The sequence below is a fragment of the Sinomonas albida genome, from assembly GCF_004919045.1.
Classification (GTDB): Bacteria; Actinomycetota; Actinomycetes; order Actinomycetales; family Micrococcaceae; genus Sinomonas; species Sinomonas albida.
On the sequence record NZ_SWDW01000007.1, the window covers coordinates 62173 to 85200 of the forward strand.

Annotated in this window: 22 protein-coding genes and 2 tRNA genes; 8 read left to right on the forward strand and 16 right to left on the reverse strand. The window is 70.9% G+C overall.

All coding sequences use genetic code 11. From position 1 onward, the window contains the following. The first annotated feature begins 188 nt into the window (after positions 1-188). The 7 genes from mshD to asd all read left to right on the forward strand — a co-directional run bounded on the left by mshD (position 189) and on the right by asd (position 7907). A complete protein-coding gene (mshD, locus tag E6A26_RS08580; RefSeq protein WP_136610785.1) occupies positions 189-1172 on the forward strand; it encodes a mycothiol synthase in 984 nt (327 codons plus the stop codon). 139 nt (positions 1173-1311) lie between these two features. Continuing rightward, positions 1312-3576: an RNA degradosome polyphosphate kinase gene (locus E6A26_RS08585; RefSeq protein WP_136610903.1), complete on the forward strand. Its 2265-nt coding sequence runs from the start codon at positions 1312-1314 to the stop codon at positions 3574-3576. 2 nt (positions 3577-3578) lie between these two features. Then, the gene (locus E6A26_RS08590; RefSeq protein WP_136610786.1) at positions 3579-4553 is read left to right on the forward strand and encodes an NUDIX hydrolase; all 975 of its coding nucleotides are present in this window, start codon (positions 3579-3581) and stop codon (positions 4551-4553) included. Positions 4554-4596: 43 nt separating this feature from the next. Then, on the forward strand, positions 4597-5427 hold the full coding sequence (locus E6A26_RS08595) for a thymidylate synthase (RefSeq protein WP_136610787.1): 831 nt from the start codon (positions 4597-4599) through the stop codon (positions 5425-5427). Next, the gene (locus tag E6A26_RS08600) at positions 5424-5987 is read left to right on the forward strand and encodes a dihydrofolate reductase (protein ID WP_136610788.1); all 564 of its coding nucleotides are present in this window, start codon (positions 5424-5426) and stop codon (positions 5985-5987) included. Before E6A26_RS08595 ends, E6A26_RS08600 begins: the two co-directional genes overlap by 4 nt. Beyond that, on the forward strand, positions 5984-6637 hold the full coding sequence (locus tag E6A26_RS08605; protein ID WP_136610789.1) for a hypothetical protein: 654 nt from the start codon (positions 5984-5986) through the stop codon (positions 6635-6637). The genes E6A26_RS08600 and E6A26_RS08605 overlap by 4 nt, the downstream gene beginning before the upstream one ends. Positions 6638-6767: 130 nt before the next feature. Then, on the forward strand, positions 6768-7907 hold the full coding sequence (asd, locus tag E6A26_RS08610; protein ID WP_136610790.1) for an aspartate-semialdehyde dehydrogenase: 1140 nt from the start codon (positions 6768-6770) through the stop codon (positions 7905-7907). Positions 7908-8022: 115 nt separating this feature from the next. Here asd and E6A26_RS08615 read toward each other — a convergent pair whose 3' ends face one another. The 12 genes from E6A26_RS08615 to E6A26_RS08675 form a co-directional block, all read right to left on the reverse strand. After that, the gene (locus E6A26_RS08615; RefSeq protein WP_136610791.1) at positions 8023-8979 is read right to left on the reverse strand and encodes a type IV toxin-antitoxin system AbiEi family antitoxin domain-containing protein; all 957 of its coding nucleotides are present in this window, start codon (positions 8977-8979) and stop codon (positions 8023-8025) included. A gap of 257 nt (positions 8980-9236) precedes the next feature. Further along, the gene (locus tag E6A26_RS08625) at positions 9237-10361 is read right to left on the reverse strand and encodes a winged helix DNA-binding domain-containing protein (RefSeq protein ID WP_136610792.1); all 1125 of its coding nucleotides are present in this window, start codon (positions 10359-10361) and stop codon (positions 9237-9239) included. A gap of 186 nt (positions 10362-10547) precedes the next feature. Beyond that, a complete protein-coding gene (locus E6A26_RS08630) occupies positions 10548-11738 on the reverse strand; it encodes an acyl-CoA dehydrogenase family protein (RefSeq protein ID WP_136610793.1) in 1191 nt (396 codons plus the stop codon). A 49-nt stretch (positions 11739-11787) separates the two neighbouring features. Then, a complete protein-coding gene (locus E6A26_RS08635; RefSeq protein ID WP_136610794.1) occupies positions 11788-12531 on the reverse strand; it encodes a TetR/AcrR family transcriptional regulator in 744 nt (247 codons plus the stop codon). 31 nt (positions 12532-12562) lie between these two features. Beyond that, entirely contained in the window at positions 12563-13627 is a 1065-nt protein-coding gene (locus tag E6A26_RS08640) for a UDP-N-acetylmuramate dehydrogenase (RefSeq protein WP_136610795.1), read from the reverse strand. A 129-nt stretch (positions 13628-13756) separates the two neighbouring features. Then, positions 13757-15049 carry an MFS transporter gene (locus E6A26_RS08645; RefSeq protein WP_136610796.1) on the reverse strand — a complete coding sequence of 431 codons (1293 nt, stop codon included), beginning with the start codon at positions 15047-15049 and terminating at the stop codon, positions 13757-13759. Between the two features lie 10 nt (positions 15050-15059). Continuing rightward, positions 15060-15515 carry a MaoC family dehydratase gene (locus tag E6A26_RS08650; protein ID WP_136610797.1) on the reverse strand — a complete coding sequence of 152 codons (456 nt, stop codon included), beginning with the start codon at positions 15513-15515 and terminating at the stop codon, positions 15060-15062. Then, positions 15515-15964, reverse strand: a complete 450-nt coding sequence (locus E6A26_RS08655) for an FAS1-like dehydratase domain-containing protein (RefSeq protein ID WP_136610798.1) — start codon at positions 15962-15964, stop codon at positions 15515-15517. The genes E6A26_RS08650 and E6A26_RS08655 overlap by 1 nt, the downstream gene beginning before the upstream one ends. A 26-nt stretch (positions 15965-15990) precedes the next feature. Further along, positions 15991-16293, reverse strand: coding sequence for a hypothetical protein (locus tag E6A26_RS17745; protein WP_211129051.1), 303 nt, complete (start codon positions 16291-16293; stop codon positions 15991-15993). Positions 16294-16307: 14 nt separating this feature from the next. Further along, positions 16308-17180: an HpcH/HpaI aldolase/citrate lyase family protein gene (locus E6A26_RS08665; protein WP_136610904.1), complete on the reverse strand. Its 873-nt coding sequence runs from the start codon at positions 17178-17180 to the stop codon at positions 16308-16310. Between the two features lie 143 nt (positions 17181-17323). Further along, positions 17324-17506, reverse strand: a complete 183-nt coding sequence (locus E6A26_RS08670) for a hypothetical protein (protein ID WP_136610799.1) — start codon at positions 17504-17506, stop codon at positions 17324-17326. Between the two features lie 112 nt (positions 17507-17618). Continuing rightward, the gene (locus tag E6A26_RS08675; protein ID WP_136610800.1) at positions 17619-19319 is read right to left on the reverse strand and encodes a glycoside hydrolase family 13 protein; all 1701 of its coding nucleotides are present in this window, start codon (positions 19317-19319) and stop codon (positions 17619-17621) included. Positions 19320-19445: 126 nt separating this feature from the next. On the opposite strand from E6A26_RS08675, the gene E6A26_RS08680 reads away from it, so the two are divergent. Next, positions 19446-20645, forward strand: a complete 1200-nt coding sequence (locus tag E6A26_RS08680) for an ROK family transcriptional regulator (RefSeq protein ID WP_136610801.1) — start codon at positions 19446-19448, stop codon at positions 20643-20645. A 76-nt stretch (positions 20646-20721) separates the two neighbouring features. On the opposite strand, the gene E6A26_RS08685 is transcribed toward E6A26_RS08680, so the two are convergent. The 4 genes from E6A26_RS08685 to E6A26_RS08700 form a co-directional block, all read right to left on the reverse strand. Beyond that, complete coding sequence (locus E6A26_RS08685) at positions 20722-21639, reverse strand: aldo/keto reductase (protein ID WP_136610905.1); 918 nt, start codon at positions 21637-21639, stop codon at positions 20722-20724. Between the two features lie 11 nt (positions 21640-21650). Then, positions 21651-22700: an acyltransferase family protein gene (locus E6A26_RS08690; RefSeq protein ID WP_136610802.1), complete on the reverse strand. Its 1050-nt coding sequence runs from the start codon at positions 22698-22700 to the stop codon at positions 21651-21653. 123 nt (positions 22701-22823) lie between these two features. Next, a tRNA-Met gene (locus E6A26_RS08695) sits at positions 22824-22897 on the reverse strand. Positions 22898-22956: 59 nt separating this feature from the next. Beyond that, a tRNA-Thr gene (locus tag E6A26_RS08700) sits at positions 22957-23028 on the reverse strand.

Here is a 23028-nt window from a genome sequence, read left to right on the forward strand (position 1 = left end):
GGTGCGGGACCCTCGTGCTGCGAGGCCTGGAGCCTCGATCTGTGGAGGACATACGGGTCGAACGTATCGAGGCCACCCCACTGGTGGATCCCCCTCGCGCGGCTAAGCCGCGGTCATTCACTGTACACGTGCACGTCCCGGACCGCCAAACCCGCCCGCGCCGCGGGCGCATTCGCTAGCCTTGCTTCATGACGAGCGCTTATCCGCAGGACTGGCCCGCCACCGTCGTCGAGGGTCGCGTTCCGCGGTCCCTGTGGACGGAGATCGAATCCCTGCTCGCCGCGGCGGAGGACTCCGACGGCAACCCGTCGCTCTCGGAGCAGACCACGGTGCTCCTGCGCTCGCCGGAGACGCGCTCGGAGGAGATCGTCACGGTCGCCGTCCACGCGCTCGACGACACTTCGGGCTCGTCGGCGCCGGAGGACCTCGCGGGGGTGGCCGCCATTGCGTTCCAGCCGGACGGCGCCGGCGTGGTGGAGCTTGCGGTCCACCCGACGTACCGCAACCAGGGGGTCGGCGTGCGGCTCGTCGAGGCGATCAAGGAGCTCCGGGGCCCCGCGGGGCACGAGGGCCTCACAGCCTGGTCGCACGGCAACCACGAGGCCGCCGCAGAGCTCGCGGCACTGTACGGCTACGTGCCGCTCCGCGAGCTCTGGAAGATGGTGCTCGTGCGCCACGCGGAGGGCCCCGCCCCCACCCTGCCGGACGGCGTCACGATCCGCACGTTCGAGCCGGGCCGCGACGAGGACGCGTGGCTCGCCGCGAACCATGCGGCTTTCGCCCACCATCCCGAGCAGGGCGCGCTGCGACGCAGCGACCTCGAGGCGCGCATGGGCGAGCCGTGGTTCGATCCCGCGGGCTTCTTCCTCGCGGTGGACGACGGCGGCCGGATCCTCGGCTTCCACTGGACGAAGGTGCACCCAGCCCACGGCGAGCACAAGGCGGTCGGCGAGGTGTACGTGGTGGGCGTCGACCCGTCGGCGCAGGGCCGCGGCCTGGGCCTCGCGCTCACGTTGACTGGGATCGACTATCTCCACAGCAAGGGGCTCAAGACGGTCATGCTGTACACGGACGCGGACAACTCGGCCGCGGTCGCGCTCTACCGGAAGCTCGGCTTCACGCTGTGGGACAAGGACGTGCTCTACGGGCCGGCTGCGCCGGCCGGCGCCTAGAGCGGCTGGGCCCTCGGCCCATCAGCAATCTATTGGACAAGGTCTATCCGTCTCGCCGCCCTAGTAGGCTGGACCCGAAGGATCTGAGAGCGTCTGCGGAGGAACAGTGACCGAAGCCAGCAACGAGAGCACCGCAGCAATGGCGCCGGAGAATTCGGAGGCCGACCGGGGAGTTTCCACGAGGACGGCACCGCGGCCGGCGGTCGTGACGCCCGTGTTCGGATCGTCCGAGGTGCCTGCGTCCCGCGCCACCGAGGATCGGATCGACATCCCGCAGTTCCTCCCGAGCCCCTCGCCCGAAGGCGAGATCGGGCCGGACCGGTTCTTGGACCGCGAGCTCAGCTGGCTCGCGTTCAACGCCCGGGTTCTCGAGCTCGCCGAGGATCCCGACCTGTTCCTGCTCGAGCGCGTCAACTTCCTCTCGATCTTCGCCTCGAACCTCGACGAGTTCTTCATGGTCCGGGTCGCGGGCCTCAAGCGCCGCATCGCCACGGGTCTCGCCGTCCCGTCCGCGGCCGGCCTGAGCCCGCACGAGGTCCTGGACCAGATCAGCCAGGCCGCCCACGAGCTCCAGGAGCGCCATACCCGGGCGTTCGCGGATCACATCCGCCCGGCCCTCGAGGAATCGGGCATCAAGCTCGTCTCCTGGGCGGATCTCGGCGAGGCCGAGCACGAGCGCCTCAGCACACTCTTCGCGGAGCAGGTCTTCCCCATCCTCACGCCGCTCGCGGTCGACCCGGCCCACCCGTTCCCCTACATCTCGGGGCTCTCGCTCAACCTCGCCGTCGTGGTGCGGAACCCGGTGAGCGAGAAGGAGCTCTTCGCCCGGCTCAAGGTGCCGGACCAGCTCCCCCGCCTCATCTCGGTCGACGGTCCGCGCGCCGGGAACGTCGCGGGCCGGCTCGCGCGCTTCATCCCGCTCGAGGACCTCATCGCGGTCCACCTCGACCAGCTCTTCCCGGGCATGGAGGTGCTCGAGCACCACACGTTCCGCGTGACCCGCAACGAGGACCTCGAGGTCGAGGAGGACGACGCCGAGAACCTCCTCCAGGCGCTCGAGAAGGAGCTCCTGAGGCGGCGCTTCGGCCCGCCCGTGCGCCTCGAGGTCACGACCGACATCAACCCGAACATCCGCGCCCTCCTGGTCCGCGAGCTCGGAGTCGAGGAGTCCGAGGTCTACTCGCTCCCAGCCCCGCTCGACCTCCGCGGGCTGTCCGTGATCGGCGGGATCGACAGGCCCGAGCTGCACTACCCGAAGCAGATCGCGCACACCTCGAGGTTCCTCAACGAGTCGGAGACCGCGAAGGCCGCGAACGTGTTCGCCGCGATGCGACGGCGCGACATCCTCCTGCACCACCCGTATGACTCGTTCTCGACGTCCGTCCAGGCGTTCCTCGAACAGGCCGCGTCGGACCCCAAGGTCCAGGCCATCAAGCAGACCCTCTACCGCACGTCCGGGGACTCCCCGATCGTCGACGCGCTCATCGACGCCGCGGAGGCCGGCAAGCAGGTCCTCGCGCTCGTCGAGATCAAGGCCCGGTTCGACGAGCAGGCCAACATCTCGTGGGCCCGCAAGCTCGAGCAGGCCGGCGTGCACGTCGTGTACGGGATCGTGGGGCTCAAGACGCACTGCAAGCTCTCGCTCGTGGTCCGCCAGGAGAACGACGGGCTCCGCCGCTACAGCCACATCGGCACCGGCAACTATCACCCGCGCACTGCCCGCTACTACGAGGACCTCGGCCTGCTCACGTGCGACGAGCAGGTGGGCGAGGACCTCTCGAAGCTCTTCAACCAGCTCTCGGGCTACGCCCCGAAGTCCACGTTCAAGCGCCTCCTCGTCGCGCCGCGCTCGGTCCGCTCCGGCCTCATCGACCGGATCGAGACCGAGATCAAGAACGCCCACGCAGGGCTGCGAGCGCGCGTCATCATCAAGGTCAACTCGATGGTCGACGAAGCCATCATCGACTCGCTCTACCGCGCGTCGCAGGCCGGCGTGAAGGTGGACATCGTGGTGCGCGGGATCTGCTCGCTCCGACCGGGGGTGCCGGGCCTGAGCGAGAACATCACGGTGCGCTCGGTCCTGGGCCGGTTCCTCGAGCACTCGCGCGTGTTCGCGTTCACGAACGGCGGGAACCCGGTCGTGTACATCGGCTCGGCTGACATGATGCACCGCAACCTGGACCGCCGCGTCGAGGCGCTCGTGCAGCTGCGGAACCGCGAGGACATCGCCGACCTCTTCTCGCTCCTGGACCGCTACCTCGACGACGACACCGCGAGCTGGCACCTGGACAGCACGGGGACGTGGACCCGGCATCATCTCGACGAGGAAGGCCGGCCGCTTCAGGACGTCCAGTCGTGGCTCCTCGCCTCCCGGGCACGCCAGCGGTCCGTGGCCCTCCGGTGACCATGACGGAACAGCCCCCGCCGGTTCAGGAGGAAGACGTCATCGAGGCCGTCGCCGTATACGCTGCCGGCGCCTTGCCGTGGCGCCTCCGCTCGGGCGAACTCGAAGTGCTCCTCATCCACCGGCCGCGGTATGACGACTGGTCCTGGCCGAAGGGCAAGCTGGACCCCGGCGAGACGATGCCGGAGTGCGCGGCGCGCGAGGTGTGGGAGGAGATCGGCCTCGACGGTCGGCTCGGCATCCCCCTCCCGACCACGCAGTACCCCGTGGCCGCCGGCCTCAAGTCCGTCCATTACTGGGCACTCAAGGTGGGCCAGTCCGACGTCGTCAGTCCGGATGGGACCGAGGTGGACTCGACGCACTGGTGCGGCGTGGACGAGGCGGCCACGCTGCTCACGAACGAGAACGACGTGGTGCCGCTGCGCTGGCTCTCCGAGGCACACCGCCGCGGAGAGCTCGACACGCGTCCCATCATCCTGCTGCGCCACGCGAAGGCGAAGCCGCGCGGCTCGTGGAACAAGGCCGAGGGCGATCGCACGCTCGCGGCCTCGGGCGTGCGGCAGGCCGCCGCGGTGGGGCGGCTGCTGCAGGTGTGGAACCCGGAACGAGTCGTGACGAGCCCGTGGCGGCGCTGCGTCGACACGGTCCGCCCGTACATCGCGGCGGCGAACGGCAAGGTCAAGGTCAAGCTCGACGAGAAGCTCACCGAGGCGTCCTACAGGCGCAAGCCCGACCGGGCCGCGGCCGCCGTCGACCGCCTCTTCGACAAGTCGAAGGGCGCCGTGCTGTGCACGCATCGCCCGGTGCTGCCTACGCTGCTCAGGGCTTTCGCGCACCGCTGCGTGCCGGGGATCGCGTCCGAGCTCCCCACCGAGGACCCGTACCTCACGCCCGGGGAGCTCATCGTCTTCCACGTGGCTTTGACCGGCACGCCCCGCGTCGTGGCCACGGAGCAGGTCAAGCCGTTCGAGGACTAGCGAGTCTCCTCCATCCGCCTCCCCACGCCGTTAGGCTAGATGCATGCCCATCCCGACCCGCATCGCCACGGCCTACGAGGACCTTCTCCGGGACGTCCTCGACCACGGAGCCCACAAGTCGGACCGCACCGGGACGGGCACACGCAGCGTGTTCGGGCGCCAGATCCGCTTCGACCTCGCCGACGGCTTCCCGCTCGTGACCACGAAGCGCGTGCACTTCAAGTCCGTCGCGGTCGAACTCCTGTGGTTCCTGCGCGGCGATTCGAACGTGGGCTGGATGCGGGACCAGGGCGTCACCATCTGGGACGACTGGGCGGACGACGACGGCGAACTCGGCCCCGTCTACGGCGTCCAGTGGCGCTCGTGGCCCACGCCGGACGGACAGCACATCGACCAGATCTCCGCGGTCATGGAATCGCTCCGGGCCAACCCCGATTCCCGCCGGCACATTGTCTCGGCGTGGAACGTCTCGGAGCTCTCGAAGATGGCCCTGCCCCCGTGTCACGCGTTCTTCCAGTTCTATGTGGCGCCCGAGGAGAGCGGGCCGGGCAAGCTTTCGTGCCAGCTGTACCAGCGCAGCGCGGACATGTTCCTGGGCGTCCCGTTCAACATCGCCTCGTACTCGCTCCTCACGCACATGATGGCGCAGCAGCTCGGCCTCAACGTCGGCGAATTCGTGTGGACCGGCGGGGACTGCCACATCTACGACAACCATGTCGAGCAGGTCCGCGAGCAGCTCTCGCGCGAGCCGTATCCGTACCCGAGCCTCCGGATGACGCGGAAGCCAGAGAGCCTCTTCGACTACCGCTTCGAGGACTTCGAGGTCGTGGGCTACGAACACCACCCGACCATCAAGGCCCCGATCGCCGTATGACGGTCGAGGCGCAGGGCCCAGCGACCCCGCAGGATGCGAACTCGACGGCCGGCGTGGGGCTCATCTGGGCGGAGGCGCACGGCGGCGTGATCGGCCAGGCGGGGACGATGCCGTGGCACGTTCCCGAGGACATGCGGCACTTCGCGTCCGTCACGAAGGGCCATCCCGTGGTCATGGGCCGGAAGACGTGGGAGTCGATTCCGGAGCGCTACCGGCCGTTCTCCGAGCGCACGAATATCGTCGTGACCCGCCAGCAGGGCTGGGAGGCGGACGGCGCCGTCGTCGTCCATGCGCTCGAGGACGCCCTCGCGGAGGCGAGGCGCGCGCCCGGAGGCCTGCGGACGTGGCTGATCGGCGGCGGCGAGCTGTTCGCGCAGGCCCTCGCGCTCGGCGACGCCAACGTCGCTGTGGTGACGTTCCTCGATCTCGACGTCGACGGCGACGCGTTCGCCCCCGCACTCGGCGACGAGTGGACCACCGCATGGACCGAGCCGGCCGACGGCGCGTGGCTCGAGTCGAGCAGCGGCGTGCGCTACCGCATGGCGGTGTACGCGCGATGACAGAAGCCGACGAGCAGGGCCGCGCCGACGAACAGGACTACCCGGAAGAGCTAGGGTTCGGCTTCGGCGAGATCCTCGCGCTGCTCTCGGTGCACGGCGGGGAGGCCGCGGCCGGGACCGCCGAGCTGCTCGGGCTCGAGGACTACACCGGGCTCCCGGAAGTGCTGGCAAGCGGCGCGTCCTCGCTCGTGGCGCGCGGCTACGCGCATGTGGGGTCCTCTGCCGAGCTCACCGTCGACGGGCCGATCGCCGGAATCGCCGCGGCCCTCGGCGGCGCCGAGCGCCGCATGGACCTCCGGCTCGAGGCCCCCGGCTTCTCCGACCGGATCCTCCTGCTCGAGGCGCCGGGCATCGCGATCCTGCTCCGCCCGCGCGCTTACAGCACGTGGTGGGCGCTCCCCCAGCGCACCGACGTCGGGCCGGCCGAGGCCACGCTCCTGCTCGTGCAGGGCCACCTCGACGAGCACCCGGAGGGCCGCGTGCTCGTCGAGCGGCACGAGGTCGGGCAGGGCTACGCGCTGTCCGTGCGCCGCGCGGACGACGGCGGCTGGCTCCTGGGTGTTCGGGTCCCCGGTGCCGAGGACTCGCCGGAGTCACCGGGCGACGCGGAGACCCTCCTCACCGCGCTGCGAGCGGTACGCAACGACTGACGCCGCGAGGCGCTCAGTCTCGCGGCCGGGGGCGTGCTGCGGAGAGCGCGGATCGGCCGATGAAGTGGATGCCCGATCGCGTGAAGTAACGCACAGGGCGCCCGAGCGGGCCTTCCGTAGAATAGAGGGCATGACTTCTTCGGTGGGCTTTGTCGGCTGGCGCGGCATGGTTGGCTCCGTGCTCATGGAGCGCATGCAGGACGAGGGCGACTTCGCCTCGATCAACCCCGTGTTCTTCTCGACGTCCAACGCGGGCGGCGCTGCGCCCGCCTTCGGTGGTTCCGCCGGCGGTGACGCCGGCAAGCTCGAGGACGCGTACGACGTCGAGACCCTCGCCAAGCTGCCCATCATCGTCACGGCGCAGGGCGGCGACTACACGAAGAAGGTCCACCCGCAGCTTCGTGCCGCCGGGTGGGACGGCCTGTGGATCGACGCGGCATCGACGCTGCGCATGAACGACGACTCGATCATCGTGCTCGACCCCGTCAACCGAAAGGTCATCGACGAGGGCCTCGCGTCCGGCATCAAGGACTTCATCGGCGGCAACTGCACCGTCTCGTGCATGCTCATGGGCCTGGGCGGCCTGTTCCGCAACAACCTCGTCGAGTGGGGCACGTCCATGACGTACCAGGCCGCCTCCGGCGGCGGGGCGCGGCACATGCGCGAGCTCATCGCCCAGTTCGGGACGATCCACGGCGCGGTGTCCGCGGAACTCGACGACCCGGCATCGGCCATTCTCGAGATCGACCGCAAGGTGCTCGCGGCCCAGCGCGGCGGCGTCGACGCGACGCAGTTCGGGGTGCCGCTCGCGGGCTCGCTCATCCCGTGGATCGACGCCGACCTCGGCAACGGCCAGTCCAAGGAGGAGTGGAAGGCCGGCGTCGAGACGAACAAGATCCTCGGCACGCGCACCGGCGGCGAGATCAGCCCCGTGATCATGGACGGACTGTGCGTGCGCATCGGCGCGATGCGCTCGCACTCCCAGGCCCTCACGCTCAAGCTCCGCGAGGACCTCTCGGTCGCTGAGATCGAACGGATCATCGACGCGGACAACGAGTGGGCCCATGTGGTCCCCAACGAGAAGCAGGCCTCGATGGACCAGCTCACTCCCGTCGCCGCATCGGGCACGCTCGACATCCCCGTGGGCCGCATCCGCAAGCTCGAGATGGGTCCGGAGTACGTCTCGGCCTTCACCGTGGGCGACCAGCTCCTGTGGGGCGCGGCCGAGCCGCTCCGCCGCATGCTCAAGATCGCGACCGGCACCCTCTAGGCCCCTGGCCGGCGGCCGCCGGCCGGAGTTGCTGCCCTGGGCCGCATCTGCTTCCCTAGGCCGCATCTGCTTGGCGGATCCGGCAAGGACAAGCGGCTCAGGGCAGTAATTGCGGCTACGCGGAACGCTTGGTGGCGCGCGCGATCGCGGCCTCGATCCGGCGCTGAACCTCCAGCGGGCGGTCCAGATCGGACCACCGGAGGCGGACGAAGACCCAACCCTGCTCCATGAGCAGCGTCTCCCGGCGGCGTTCAGCGATGAGCGCTTCCGGAGTGGGCCCGTAATCGGTGTATTTCCCTTCCCCGTCAAACTCGATGATGACCATGATGGTCGGCCACGCCAGGTCGGCTCGGTATAAACCAGCCGGGGTGGGTATCTCGAGTTGCGCGACGGGGCGCTCGAACCCGAGTCGCTGCAGAAGCAGCCGAGTTCTGGTTTCGCCCACAGATTCGGTCAGCGGTTCGAGGGCATCGAGCACGGAAAGCGCGCGACGGCGGCCCCTCATCGATCCTGCCTCCACCTCGTGTCTGACGGATTGCAGGTCCAGCCCGCGCTGCAACGCACTGTCACCGATCACAGCGGCCTGTTCCAACGACAGGAATCGCGCGCAGTCGGCGACAGTCCGCGAGAGTGAAGTCACCTTGAGCTTCCGCCCTCGCCGCACGACGACGACGATCTCCGCGTCGACGAGTCCCAACTGGTGCGATGCCGTGTCGGAGGCGCGGCTAGCGTTTGCGCCTGAGTACCCAGTGGCCACGTGGATTGCTGGACCGGTATTCCAGACCGAGCAACCGTGCAGGGTCGCGGCGCTGTTGAAGCAGTAGATCGCGGAGCCGTCCGTCCCCTCGATGTGAGCGTCAAGCCGTGCCTCGTCCTTGCACCACGGCGCCAACTCGTGCCACCGATGGGCCGGGATATACGCGCCGCGGCGCAGCCGCATGATCGCGCCGGTTCGAACCCCTTGAGTCAGGAGTCGATCATCGATCCCGGCCGCTCGCAAGCCTCCCGTTGAGACGACGTCGGTCTGGGGCCATTTTGCGGCCAAGAGGGCCTTGGCGGTGCGAGCTTCCATGGCCCGATCGTTGCGTCTCGCGAGCAGGCACCGCAACGCTCGACCTCGACATGTGGATAACCCAAACCCGCGACCGCCGCATGTCCTTGCGTGGGCCGCTTCTCCTTGCAGGACCCCGCAAGGAGAAGCGGTTTTGGGCAGCAGATGTTCGGCGGCGCGGGGCGGGGCGGGCGGGGCGGGGTCGGGCGGCGCGGGGGGGTGGGCGCGAGGTGGGGCGGGGTGGGCCGGGCGGCGCGGGCGGGGGGCCGAGGTGCGGCCTAGCCTGCCCAGAACTCCTCGATGCGGGCCGCCGCCCGCGTGACGCCTGCCGCCGCCGCGGGGCCGAGCTCCTCGAACAGCTCCGGAACAACGCGCGGCGCGGCGGGGGTGCCGCCCTTGACCCACGTGCCGACCGCGCGGCCGCCTACCGTGACGGTCGCCTTGAACACGCCGTTGATTCCCGGAATCACGCGCTGCACGTACACGTCCGGGACGGCGACCGCGCGCTCGCGATACCCGAGCAGCAGCTCGTCGAACCCGGGCAGCGCCACGACCGTGCGGGCGCCGGCCCGCGTGTCGAGGAGTGCGGCGACCTCGGGCGCGCAGAACAGCACGCGGCCGTCGAAGTCGAGCGCGGTGCAGTCGGCCGCGGCGGCCGCGAAGGGCCCGCGCACCACACCGAGCGGCTGCCCGAGCCACCACGCGAAGTCCCGTTCGTCGGCGGGACCGTGGGCGGCGAGGTAGCGGCGCGCGAGGTGCTCGACGGCGTCGTCCCCGGACAGGCCGTCCGCCCGTGGGAGCCATTCGTCGGCGAGGCGGAACTCCTGCTGCCGGCCCCGGAGGGGCCCCTGCACTAGCACCATGCGGTGGCTCAGGATCGAGAGCAGGTGGATGCCGCGCTGCGCCGCGGTGGGCTGCCCGGCGGCCTCGAAGGCCTCGAACAGCTCGGCCCGCGTCATCCCGATGTCCCCGGCCAGTCGCGACTCGGCGACCTTGCGAACCACGGCGACATCCTCCTCCGCGATCCCGAGGCCGCGATGCCGGCTCGAGGCCGAGCGCATGACGCGGTCCGCCGCGAGCCGCACGAAGACCCGCGCGTCCTCGGCCGCGACGAGGAAGAGCGTCCCGCGCATGGTCCAGGTGCGGACGACGGCGCCGCTCGCCAGAGCGGCTGCGACGCCGGACGCCGTGCCCGCCCGGGCGCGGACGCCGACGGCGAGGAGCCCCGAGGAAAGGTCTTGGCTCTGCAGTGCGGTCATCCGACGCACGACGTCCGCGGGATCGTCCAGCTGCCCGAGCGACTCGCCGACGGAACCCGCGGGCACGAGGCCCTGCGCAGCCAAGCGGAGGCGAGCCACCGCCGTCGTCGTCACCTTCGGGGCATTAGGGGCAGCGGTGCGCATGGCACCATCATGCCCCGACGACCCGGACAGGGTCAGTCCGCAGTCGCCCCGATGCAGCGCGACGCGGTCCGGACGCGGATCCCCCACCGACACGGGAGCGGGAGACGGAAGATCGTGAGAGCAGCTTGGGCTACTCGACCACGCCGACGCCGGTCACTGCCTGGCTGACGTGGGCGCAGCGCGGGGCTACGCGAACGCGCCGACGCCGGTCACGTCGCGGCCGATGAGGAGCGCCTGGACGCTCTCGGTGCCCTCGTACGTGTGGATCGACTCGATGTCGGCCAGGTGGCGGATCACGTGGTTCTCGAGCAGGATCCCGTTCCCGCCGAGGAGGTCGCGGGCCGTTGAGGCGATGAAGCGGGCCTTGCGCGTGTTGTGGTACTTCGCCATCGAGGCCTGCGTGGGCCGCATCTGGCCTGCCGCGTCGAGGGCCGCGACGTGGACGCAGTGCAGCTGCATGCTCGTGAGCTCGGCAAGCATCTGCGAGAGCCTGTCCTGGACGAGCTGGAACTTCGCGAGGGGCTTCCCGAACTGCACTCGCTGCGTCGCGTAGCTGAGCGCGGCCTCGTACGCGGCGGTCGCGTGCCCGAGCGCGGACCACGCGACGCCGAGACGCGTCGCGACCAGCACCCGCGAGGTGTCCTTGAAGGTCCGGGCGCCGGGCAGTACCTGGTCCTTGGGGACCCGAACGCCCTCAAGCCGGATGCGCGCCTGGTGGATCGCGCGGAGCGAGGCCTTGCCCTCGATGACCTCGGCCTCGTAGCCGGGCGTGTCCTGCTCGACGAGGAAGCCACGGACGTCCCCGGCTTCGTCCCGCGCCCACACCACCGTCACGCCGCCCGAGGCGCCGTTGCCGATCCACTTCTTCTCGCCGTCGAGCACCCAGTGGTCGCCGTCGAGCCGGGCCCGGGTCTCGAGGCTCACCGAGTCGGAGCCGTGGTCCGGCTCCGTGAGGGCGAAGGATCCGAGCTCCTCGCCGCGCGCGAGGGGCCCGAGCCAGCGCTCCTTCTGGGCGTCCGAGCCGTGGAACGCGATGGAGCGCAGCGCGAGGCCGCCCTGCACCGCGACGATGGTGCCGAGCGAGCCGTCCCCGCGCGAGATCTCCATGTTGACGAGTCCGGCCGCGAGCGGGCTCATCGGCTCGAGCCCGGGAACGTCGATGCCGTCCGCGAGGAGGTTGAGCTCCCCCATCCGCTTGACGAGATGCACGGGGTACTCGGCGCGGTCCCAGCAGTCGTTGATGATCGGGAGGGCCTCGTCGACGAACTGCCGCGCACGCTCCCAGTGGGCTCGGTCCGCGGCCGGGATCCCGCCGAGGGCGGAGAAGACCCCGTAGTAGTCGGTGTCGAGGGCCTCGGAGACGTCGTAGTCGGGCATGGTTCCCACTTTCCCTGAAACTCAGTCTCAGGTCAATTGGGACTTGGTGTCAGCGCTCGAGCTGCTCGCGGATCCTGCGCGCGAGCTCCTCCGACGGGAGGGACCGGGGGAACACGGCGACCAGCACGTCGTCGCCGGACCGCGCGCCGCCGTCGCCCGCTCCGCGGGCCGCCCCACCCGAAGGCGTGCCGCCCCCGCCGCCCGCCGCCACGCCGTACAGCCGCCGCACGCCGTCGAGCTCGCGCCTGAGCCGCGCGGCGTCGTAGCCGGCCTCGCCGCGCATGAGGGCGCGGAGGAAGTAGTTGTGCGTGGAGATCACCGTGGCCGCGAAGCGCACGGCGTCGAGCGGCTCGATGCCCGCCACGGCACCGCGCAGATAGCGGCGGAACAGCCGCTCGTAGCGGAACGTGGTCACGAGTTCCTTGTCGCGGAGGCTCGGCTCGCGGTTCACCACCTGGTAGCGCAGCTGTGCGAGTTCGGTCTGCTCGGCGAAGTGCGCGAACACGAGCTCGGCCGCCTCGCACACCGCCTTCCACGGATCCTCGTGGGGGCCGGCGAGGAACGCCTCGGCCTGCTCGAGCAGCTCGTCGTGGTCCGCGAAGACCACGTCCTCCTTCGAGCGGAACTGCCGGAAGAACGTGCTGCGCGAGAGCCCGGCCGCCGCCGCGACCTGTTCGGCGCTCGTGGCCTCGTAGCCGTGCTCGGCATAGAGCCGCACGGCGGCGGCTGCCACGTCGTGGCGGGACAGCGCGCGGGGTGCGCCACCTCGGGCGCTGGCGGGCTCGTCGCTCACAGCGAGGGCCCACTCCGCAGCGGCTCGAAGCTCACAGCTCGAGCCCGATCAGCAGCGGCTCGTTCGTGAGCTCGACCCCGAAGCGCTCCCGCACCCCGTCGCGCACCTCGCGCGCGAGGGACAGCAGATCCTTCGCGCTCGCCTGCCCGCGATTCGTGATCGCGAGCGTGTGCTTCGTGGACAGCGACGCGCGCCCGCCGGTCACGCTGCCCGCGTCGAGGCCGTAGCCCTTCCCGAAGCCCGCATGCTCGATGAGCCAGGCCGCCGAGGTCTTCACGAGGCCGTCGGCCGCAGGATAGCGCGGCGCCCCCTCGGGCAGGCCCTCTGACGCCTCCGCCGAGAGCAGGGGGTTGGTGAAGAACGAGCCGGTCGAGAACGTGTCGCGGTCCGCGGGGTCGAGGACCATCCCCTTCGAGCCGCGCAGCCGCAGCACCTCGCGGCGCACGTCGAGGGCGGAGGCGCGCTCCCCCTGCTCGACGCCGAGTCCGCGCGCGAGCTCGGCGTAGCGGACCGGCGCGCCCATCCGGCCGAGCGCGAGCTGGAACTCGACCGTGAGCACGACATAGCGGGGCGAGCCCTCCACCGTGGTCTGCTTGAGGAGCGAGTCACGGTAGCCGAACTTGAGCTCGGACGGGACGAAGGTCTTGACGGCGCGGGCCTCGCGGTCCCACGTGCGGACCTGCCAGATGGTCTGCGAGACGTCCTGGCCGTAGGCCCCGACGTTCTGGACCGGAGTAGCGCCCGTGGAGCCCGGGATGCCGGAGAGGGCCTCGACCCCGCTCCACGCATGGTGCACGGCGTGGTTCACGAAGTCGTCCCACGGGTGGCCTGCCTGGACGGCCACCGAGACTCCCCCGCACGTGTCCGCGGAGTTCACCTCGAGCCCCTCGGACGCGATCTTGAGCACGGTCCCGGGATAGCCCTCGTCCGACACGATGAGGTTCGATCCGCCCGCGATGATGAGGAGCGGCTCGCCCGCCTCGTCGGCGGTGCGGACGGCGTCGATGATCTCCGCTTCGCTGCGCGCCTCCTCGAAGCGGGCGGCGGGTCCGCCCACGGCGGACGTGGTCAGGGTCGAGAGGAGGGTCTGGCTCACCGCTTCAGCTTAGTCCGACGACGGCGGCCGGCGCCTCGGGCGGTCTCCTCGCCGCCCGTGGGCCCGCGTCCGACGACGGCGGCCGGCGCCTCGCGCGGTCTCCTCGCCGGCCGTGGGCGCTCCCCACGGTCACGCCTGCTGGACGTGGGCGATGGTCCGTTGGGCGGCCTGGCCGGCAAGGGAGAGGCTCACCAGCACGAAGATGAGGACGGTCGCGAGGCCGTAGCGGACGCCGGTGAACTCGGCGACGAAGCCGATGAGCGGCGGCCCACAGAGGAACGCGCCGTAGCCGACGGTCGAGACGACGGAGACCCGCGCGGCCGCGGTCACGGGATCGTCCGCCGCGGCGGACATGCCGACCGGGAATCCGAGCGAGGCCCCGAATCCCCACAGGACGAGTCCGGCGAATGCGAGCCACAGCGTCGGCGCGAGGACGAAGAGGCCGAGGCCCAGAATGGCCAGGACCGAGCATGCGCGCAGCGCCGTGACCCTCCCATGCCGGTTGAGGATGGGCGTCCCGAGGAAGCGGCCCGTGGCCATCGCCGCGACGAAGACGCTGTAGCCTGCGGCTCCCACCGCCTGGGACACCCCATAGCCATCCGAGAGCGCGAGCGCGACCCAGTCGCCCGCCGCGCCCTCGGCCAGAGCGAGGCCCAGCACCATGACGCCGAGCAGGAGCGTGCGGCGGTCGCGCCACGCCGCCGCCATCTGCGCCCTGCCGCCGTGTCCCTCGCGCTCCGGCGAGGCGACCGCGACGGCCGGCTCGGCGCCGTCGTCCGCGGCGAGGACTAGCGCAGCCGCCGGCGCGCGGCCCACGGCGTCGGCGCGGAGCATCGTCGCCGACGTCACGACCGATGCGGCGACGACGACGCCCACGGCTCCGAGGTGCCACAGGAGCGGAACGGCGGCCGCGGCCGCCCACGCGCCGAAGGCGGCCCCCACCACCGTGCCCGCGCTGAAGGAGCCGTGCAGGGCCGGCATGATGAAGCGAGCCAGGGCCCGTTCGACGGCGGCCCCCTCGACGTTCGAGGCGGTGTTCCAGCTCGCGGTCCCCAGGCCGATCGTCGCGAAGCCGATCCCGCACACCACGGGCTCGCGGAACACGGTCGCGCCGGCGCCCACGAGCAGGAGGCCCGCCCCGAGCAGGGTGGCGCCGGTCTGGATCGTGCGGCGGGATCCGATCTTGATGACGATCAGCCCCGAGCTGGACACCGAGACGAACGAAGCCAAGGTCATGCACAGCAGCAGAAGGCCGATGCCGGCAGGGGTGAGCCCGAGATCCTCGCGAAGGGCCGGAATGCGGGCCACCCAGCTCGAGAAGGCGATCCCGCTCGCCGCGTACGCCATGACGACGGCGGCGCGCCACCTCCGCAGCTCCCGCGGGGTGACGGCCGCCCGGGTCGCCTGCCCCGTGGAGTTCACGAGACTGCGCTCAGCCGAGCCGGACCACGGCTTGCGCCTTGGTCAGCACGCGCTGCCCGGCGCTTGTCACCGTGAGGTCGATCCTGGCGGTGCGGGCCTCGGCGTCGAGCGCCCCGACGGTGCCGACGATCTCGAGGATCGCCCCCGGCTCATCCGTGCCGGTCGTATCCGCGACGGGGACTGGCTTCGTGAAGCGCGTCTGGTAGTCGACCACGGCGCCGGGATTCCCAGCCCAGTCCACGACTAGCTGCACCGCGGCCCCCATCGTGAACATTCCGTGCGCGATCACGCCAGGGAGCTCGACGGCGACCGCGAAGTCGTTGTTCCAGTGGATCGGGTTGAAGTCGCCGGAGGCGCCCGCGTACCGGACGAGGTCCGAGCGCGTCACGGCGATCTCGCGGCGGCCGATCTCGAGCCCGGTCTCGAGCTGCTCGAGGACGGGCGCGACGGCGGATTCTGCGGCCATTACTGGCCCTCCCCTCGGACCAGGATGGACGACGTGGTCGTGGCAACGCGCTCGCCCGCTTCGGAGGCGATCTCGGCGCGGGTCGTGATCATGGCCCCTCCGCCCATGGCGCGGACCTGGTCCACGTGGAGCTCGGCCGTGAGACGGTCTCCGGCGACGATGGGGCGGTGGTGCGTGAAGCGCTGCTCCGCGTGGACCACGCGGGAGAAGTCGATGCCCGATTCGGGGTCCGCGATGAGCTGGGCGTCGGCGCGCTGGGCCACGATGATGGCGAACGACGGCGGCGCGACGACGTCCGCGTAGCCCAGAGACTGGGCGGCATCGACGTCGTAGTGCGCGGGATGCTCGGCTTTGACAGCGCGCGCGAACTCTCGGATCTTCTCGCGGGCCACGTCATACACCTCGGCAGGCGGGTAGACGCGACCCTGCAGGTCGGGATTGATGGCCATGGCCAGCAGCCTATCGGGTTCCTGGCCTATCGGCTCCGCGGAGGCTTCTGGGCTGGGTTCTGCACTGGCTTCTGGGCCGGCTTCTGGGCTGGGTTCTGAGTAGCCCGCTGAGCGCGGAGCCGCCGCCGGGTGTCGCGGGTCCGGATCCCGAGTCCCACAAGGTGCGTCACGAGGCCGAGCCCGACGATCGCCATGGACGCCCAGAGGAGCCACGTGACGTGCGCGAGGTTGGCCACGATGCTGAGGAGGATGCCGACCCCCAAGAGGGCCATGCCGGAGAACACGACCCTCTTGTAGAGGATCGAGGCGTTCTCCCAGAAGTCGTTCACGCGAAAGGGTCCGGTCAGGCGGGCTGGACGCCGAACGCCGTGGCGAGCTTCATGATCTTCTCGGCGCGGCCCAGGCGCGGGAGGTCGGAGCCGTCGCGGATCACGCGGCCGTTCGCCTCGAAGTCGCGCATGAAGTCGGAGGCCCAGGCGACGTCGCTCGGGGTCGGGCTGATGACCTCGTTGATGACCGTGGTCTGGTCGATCGCGAGGCACAGCTTGCCGGTCATGCCCATCATCACGGTGATGGCGCTCTGCTCACGCAGGATCGGGTGGTTCGTGCCGACGGTCGGGCCGTCGATCGGGCCGGGCAGGGCGCCCACGCGGCTCGCGACCACGAGCTTGGCCCGGGGGTAGGCCATGGCCTCGGGCGTCGCGGCCATGCCCGTGTCACGGCGGAAGTCGCCGGAGCCGAACGCGAGGCGGAACGCGCCCTGTGCGCGCGCGATGTTGTTCGCCTCCTCGATGCCGATGGCCGACTCTACGAGCGGGATCACCGGAACCTTGCCGTCCATGCGGTGGTAGCTCTCAGTGACCTGGTCCGCGGACTCGGTCTTCGCGAGCATGACGCCGAGCAGTCCGGGGGTGCCGCGCAGGCCGGCGAGGTCGTCCGCCCAGAACGCGCTCGTGGCGTCGTTGATGCGCACCCACGCCTCGCCTCCGCCGCGCAGCCAGCCGGTGACGTTCTCCCGCGCCTCGTCCTTGTGCGAGGGGTCCACCGCGTCCTCGATGTCGAGGATCACCGCGTCGGCCCGGGACGAGGCCGCCTCCGCGAAGGACTCGACCCGCATCGCGTTCACGAGCAGCCACGAACGGGCGATCTCGGGGTTCACGGTACGGGTGGGGCGAGAGGCCTCAGCGCCGGTGGGGCGCGAGGAATCGGCGGTCATTGAGGTCATGGGTCAACGGTATCCCGCGCGGGGGCCGCTGGCACATTCGACGCCAACGCCCACCCCGGACGACGGCGCGTCCCGGGTGGGCGTTCAGGGTGGCGTGGAAGGTGTGCTTGGACAGTGTGCTTGGACGGGGGCTACTACATGCTGAGGGCGATGCGGCACTTCCAACCGCCGCAGGCCTCCCACCACGTGATGCCGGATCCCCGCGACGTCGATCGCGCCGACGAGGTGCCGCGCAGCACGCTTCCCTGTCCCCATTCACCGCTGGAAGTCCGCTCATCCGCGGTGGCTTCGACAACCTGAGATTCGACATCAGCCATGGCAGAGCTCCTGATTCCTCGAAACGGTCGACGAATCGCTCCCCAGCGCGACGATCCACGTACCAGTGGACTACCGCGCCATTATTATGTCAAGCGATTTTATAAACCACTTTCAGGCCGAAACACTAACCCACGCGGTCGCCTCGCCGGGCAGCTTTCCACCCTCCACCTCGGCGCTCGCGAGGAGGGTCTCCCCCGCGGGCAGCTCCACGGGCGCCGTCCCGAAGTTGGCCACGACGTGCCAGCCGCCGGGGCGCACGAAGTGGAGGACGTCGTCGTCGGACGCGTCCTGCCAGCCGAGGGATTCGGCGCCCTGGAGCTCGTGCCGCAGGGCCAGGGCACGGCGGTAGAACGCGAGCGTGGAGCCCGCATCAGCGGCCTGAGCGCCCGCCGCATAGTCCGCGAACCACGCCGGCTGCGGGAGGTGGGAGCCGTTCGCGCCGAATCCGAATGAGGAACCCTCGGTCGGCGTGGCCTCCCACGGGAGCGGCACGCGGCAGCCGTCGCGGCCCACCTCGACGCCCTTGTTGCGGAAGAACGTAGGGTCCTGGCGGTCGGCGTCCGGGATCTGGCCGGCCTCCTGAAGGCCGAGCTCCTCTCCCTGGTACAGATAGGCCGAGCCCGGGAGCGCGAGCATGAGCAGCGTCGCGGCCTTCGCCCGGCGGAGCCCCCGCGCGACGTCGATCTGCGCGGGGTCCCCGCCCTCGAGGAGCCAGTCCTTGCCGTCGGCGCCCTTCCCGCCCCGGCCCGAACCCTTGGGGAGCCCGTAGCGGGTCGCGTGCCGCACGACGTCGTGATTCGAGAACACCCACGTGGACGAGGTGCCGGTCGCAGCGGCCTCGGCAAGGTTCTTCGCGATGATCTCGCGGAACTGCTCGGCGTCGAAGTCGGCCTCGAGGAGGTCGAAGTTGAACGCCTGCCCCAGCCCCTCCGGTGACGCGTATGCGGCGCGACGGTCGGCGTGCACCCACGCCTCGGCCACGGCCGTGCGCGGCGGGTTGTACTCGTTGAAGACCTTGCGCCACTCGGCGTAGATGCTGTGGACCTCGTCGCGGTCCCACAGCGGGTGCTCGCCCTCGCGGAACAGGTCCGCCCGGTGCAGGAGGTCGAGGCTCGCGACCTCGGCGTTCAGGTCCTTCTTGAGGCCGTGGGCCACGTCGACCCGGAACCCGTCGGCGCCGCGGTCGGACCAGAAGCGCAGGGTCGTGAGGAAGTCCTCGTGGACCTCGGGGTTGTCCCAGTCGAGGTCCGGCTGCTCCTTCGCGAAGAGGTGGAAGTACCACTGTCCCGGTGTGCCGTCCGGTTCGGTGACGCGCTCCCACGCTCCCCCGCCGAAGATCGAGGTCCACTCGTTGGGCGGGAGCTCTCCGTTCTCGCCGCGCCCGTCGCGGAAGATGTAGCGGCCGCGGGCGGCCGAGCCCTTGGGCGCGGCGAGCGCCTCCTGGAACCACACGTGCCGGTCGGACGTGTGGTTCGGGACGATGTCCACGATCACCTTGATGCCCGCGGCGTGGAGCGCTGCGGCCATCTCGTCGAAGTCCTCGAGCGTGCCCAGGCGCGGGTCGACGTTGCGGTAGTCGTCCACGTCGTAGCCGCCGTCAGCGAGCGCCGACGGGTAGAACGGGCTGAGCCAGACGGCGTCGATCCCGAGCTCCTTCAGGTACGGGACGCGCGCCGTGATGCCCTTGAGGTCGCCGAGGCCGTCTCCGTTCGAGTCGGAGAAGCTGCGCGGATAGATCTGGTAGACGGCCGCCTGACGCCACCAGTCGGCGTCGTGGGTGGTCGTGGCTGCGGGCTCGGCAGGGGTGGGCACCGGCTCTCCTCGTTGATGGGGGGCTGAAGAACGATGGCAAGCGATCGAAAATAATTTAGACTCTAAATATAGGTCCGCAGACCATTATTGGGGCGCGGCGCCAGCTGGGTCAAGGAGGAGGCCGGATTGCAGCAGGGAACCGATTCGGGGACCGTCGGGCCGCACGTCGTGCGTTTCGTCACGGCTCGCTCGGTGCTCGCCGAGCTCCGTCGCGGAGGCCCGCTCACAGCCGGTGAACTCGTCGAGCTGACCGGCCTGACCCGCGCGACGGCGATCGCCGTGTGCGAGGACCTCGTGCGGAGGGGCTGGGCCGAAGAGCACGAGCCCGAGCGCACCGGCCCCCAGCGAGGACGCCCCCCGCGGACGTTCGGCTTCCGCGCGGACGCGGGCGTCGTCGTGGGCCTCGACATCGGCGCGCACAAGGCCACGGCGCTCGTGGCCGACCTCCGCGGCGACCCGCTGGGCTCCGCCTCGGGCGCGCTGCCCTCCGGGCCCCATCCCGTCGAGGCGCGGCTCGACGCGGTGAGCGCGGCTGCCCTCGCCGCGCTCCGCGCCGCGGGGTCGGCCCCCGAACGGGTCCTCGCCGTGGGCGCGGGGGTCGCGGCCCCCGTGGACCGAGACGGGAGAGTGGCCGAGGGGTCCCAGTTCTGGGAGATGTTCGACGTCGGCGTGGCCGATGCGCTGTTCGCTCGCCATGGGTGGCACGTGCTCCTAGAGAACGACGCGAACCTCGCGGCCCTCGCCGAGCAGTGGCGCGGCGCTGCCCAGGGGCTCGACGACGTCGCCGTACTCCTCGCCGGGGAGCGCCTCGGTGCCGGCCTCATCGAGTCCGGGCGGCTGCTCCGCGGCCGTTACGGCGCGGCCGGCGAACTCGCGTTCCTGCGGCTCGTGGACGGCGCCGTGGGGCCCCACGGCATCGCACAGCTCGCGCGCGAATGGGGGGCGGAGGCCGCCGGCGGGCCGGGCGGGCTCGCGGGGCTCGCGCCGCGCGACGTCACCGCGGAGGCGGTCTTCTCGGCGGCCGACGACGGCGACCCGGCCGCGCGCGCCGTCCTCGGACGGCTCGCGGAGCGCATGGCCCGCGTCATCGCGGTGCTCTCGACGCTCCTGAACCCCGAGCTCGTGGTGCTCGGCGGCGCCGTCGCGCCCTCGGCCGCACAGCTTCTCCCGGGCATCCGAGGCGCGCTCCCCGGCCTCACCGACACGCCCGCGCGCGTCGAGGTCTCGGGCCTCGGGGGTGACGCATTGGCGCTCGGAGCCGTGCGGCGGGCGCTCGACGACGTGGCCGAGCGGGCGCTCGAGATCGAGCTGCCGGCATCGCGCTGAGCCCCTCGCAGCCAGGGGCTGCGGCCAGCTCGCAGCGCCAGCGGCGGCGGCCAGCCCACATCGCCAGCCCTCCGGGCTAGGGGACGCGCTTGCCGCGCGCCGTCTGGTAGAGCGCGTACCACTCCTCGCGCGTCATGGCCGCTCCCACGGCCTCGGCGTCCGCGCAGGCCGCGATGCGGCGGGGATTCGCCGAACCGATGACCGGCGAGATGCGGCCCGGGTGGCGCAGGAGCCAGCCGAGCACGATCGCCTCCGGCTCGGTGCCCTTGCTGGCGGCCAGCTCGGCGAGCAGGGCGGCAGTTGCACGGTCCGCGTCGGGGGACTCCGCCGTCGTCCGTCCTGAGTAGCGGCCCCCAGCGAGAGGCGACCACGCCTGAACCTCGATCCCGCGGCGCGCGCAGTGTTCCAGCGTGCCGTGCGGGAAGCTCGTCCCCGCGCCGTCTGCGTGATTGACGAGGACGGTGGTGTCCGCGAAGTCGTGGCGCGCGAGGCTCAGCTCGAGCTGATCCGCGACGAGCGGCACAGGGAGGTGGTCCTGGAGCGCGTCCATCTGCGCGGCGGACATGTTGGACACCCCGATGGCGCGGATCGACCCCTCCTCGAGCAGACGGCCGACGGCGGCCCCCACCTCGGCGGGGTCGAGCAGCGGATCGGGGCGGTGCAGGAGGAGGACGTCGAGGTAGTCGGTGCGCAGCCGGCGCAGGGAGCCGTGGACGCCGTCGTGGATCGACTGGGCGCTGAGGTCGTAGTGGCCGAATCCGCCGTTCTCGCCGAGCTGGATGCCGACCTTGCTCTGCAGGTGGATCCGCCCGCGCAGCGTCGAATCGCGGGCCAGGAGCTCGCCGAAGACGGACTCGCCCTTGCCGCGGCTGTAGATGTCGGCATGGTCGAAGCGCGTGATCCCGATCGCGAGGGCGGCCTCAACTGCCTCCCCCGCACGGTCAACGAGTTCGGGGCCGTAGCCGGACGCGTCCCACGCGCCGCCGAGGCCCATGCATCCATAGATCAGGCGGGAATCCACCCGGCCATCCTAGTGCGCAGGCGAGCCGTGAACGGCTGCGTGACACGGTGGGCGAGCGCCGCGAGGCCGACCGAGAGCGGGAGGGCGATCCAGCCGACCTCGAGCCAGTCGGAGTGGTTGATGACGCCGAGGACGCACAGGAGCGGGTAGTGCCAGAGGTAGATCTCGTAGCTGATCTTGCCCACGTACGCCACGGGACCGGCCGAGAGGATGCGCTGCAGGACGCCCTGCGGGCCGCGGATGATCGCGACAATGAGCAGGAGCGAACCAGCGTCCGCCAGGAGGACGTCCACGGTCGAGAACGGCGCGAGCGACGAGCGCAGCACACTCAAGCCCAGCAGCGCCGCGCCCGCAACGCCGAGCCAGCGGCTCGCCTTGAACTCGGTGCCGTGGAGCAGGAGCGCGAGCACGCAGCCTGACATGAGGCCGCAGGCGCGGAGGATGAAGGAGACCTCGGAAGCTTCTGCCTCGGCGAGGAACGCCGCGACGGCCAGAACGGCGGTCACGATCGCCGCGACGGCCAGGACCATCCGCCGGCGCTCGCGCAGGAGCCACACGAGGACCGGCGGCCAGAGGAAGTAGAACCACTCCTCGACGCCGAGCGACCACGTGTGTTCGTAGGGCGAGAGCGTGGTCTGCCCGGACTCCGCGCCGACCGGCATGAGGTAGAAGAGCGCAAGGGCCGAGCCCGCGAGGGCCGTGGTGATGCCCATCGTGAGCGCGATCGGGACGAAGACCACCGCGAGCATGAGCAGGAGCGGCGGGTACAGCCGGACGACCCGCCGCAGGTAGAACCGCCGGAAGGAGACCGTCCCCGAGGCGTCGTGCTCCTGGAGAAGGAGGGTGGTGATGAGGAACCCCGAGAGGACAAAGAAGACGTCGACGCCAACAGCCCCGCCGAAGTGCGCGGGCATGATCCCGTGGTAGACGGCAACCAGGGTGATGGCGACTGCCCGGAGCCCGTCGAGCGCCGGAACGTGGCCAAGTCGGGGAGGTTTTTTCCGGACAGCAGGCAACGATTCGGTAACGGTCATCTAAGGAAGTGTAACGATTGAGTCTGGGAACGGCATTCAGAAAGCCGGTCTCTGGGCGGGCTGGCCACAGACTGGTGGGCGCCGGAGACGACAAAGGCCCCGGTCTCCCAGGGCCTTCAGCCGTAGCGGTGGGGAGGCTCGATCTCCCGACCTCACGATTATGAGTCGTGCGCTCTAACCAACTGAGCTACACCGCCATACACAGAAAAGGGCCGCATCTTCCGGCCACAGCCGTGGACACGGACCCTTTTCAGAGAGCCCCCCACGGGAATCGATCCCGTGACCTCCATCTTACCAAGATGGCGCTCTACCACTGAGCTAGGGGGGC